The organism is Bacillus sp. mrc49 (assembly GCF_002803435.1).
In genome coordinates, this window is sequence record NZ_PHNG01000538.1 from 1 (window position 1) to 950 (window position 950).

Sequence of the window (950 nt, forward strand, 5' to 3'; positions counted from 1 at the left end):
AAATCTGATTGTTATTCATATAACTTTACCTCATTTTACTACTATTCTACCAAATTTTTAACAATATACAACAATTTTCTATATACTCCGCCCTTTACTTAGTATATTTTAACAAGTCCTATAAGCCGACCCGTAAGTCGGCATATAGCTATTTTTCCTACCACCATTAAGCGCCCGAATTACCGGCCTGTATTACTTTCTTAACGAAATAATCGAATAATTGATCGGCGTCTTTCTTCGTTGAACCTGATCCGTTCATCGTAACATTGAATTGATACGTATTGCCTCCGCCTTTTCCTGATGAATACTCCTTATTTTCCTGCTTTGTTAAAACGCGTTCGCCCCGGTGGGCATTTATTATCGTTCCATCCCTCGGTACATAAGAAAGTCCGCCTGCTGCCGATGTTTGACGGCCCTGACCTACGGATTTGCTGTATTGCGGCGCGCTTGTAACGTTGGACCAGCTAACTTTTGGCACAATCGGAATATTAACGCCAGGTATCTTGTTAAGGACGCCAATCATCTTATTTACTCCGGAAATAACCGAGTTAACCATCTCGCCAGCCTTACTCTTTATCGTGTCAAAGTTGCGATAAATAGCCACACCTATTCCGACGATTGATCCGAATGGACCGAGTAGCGCTAAAACAGCTCCCTTTAGATAACCGAGTTTATTCCATAGCTCGATCGTTTTCGCCTTCACCGTATCGAAGTTCCGCCATACGTAAATAATCCCCGCAGTCAAAGCCGCCAGGGCTACCACAATTAGGCCGATAGGGTTAGCCATAAGGACGCCATTAAAAAGAGCCGCAGCCGTTGTGGCCCCGACATTTGCGAGCTTATATGCGTTCATCATCGTCGTTACGGTGCTTATGACTGTCATTGCGGCAAAACCGGCTTTGAGCACGACAAGCGCCCCACCGACGGAAATAATCGTCTCCCTGATCGCC

1 pseudogene is annotated in these 950 nt (G+C 44.8%); it reads right to left on the minus strand.

The annotated features are described in order from the left end of the window. Positions 1-166: 166 nt before the first annotated feature. A pseudogene (locus CVN76_RS05385) lies at positions 167-950 on the minus strand (hypothetical protein); the annotation flags it as partial.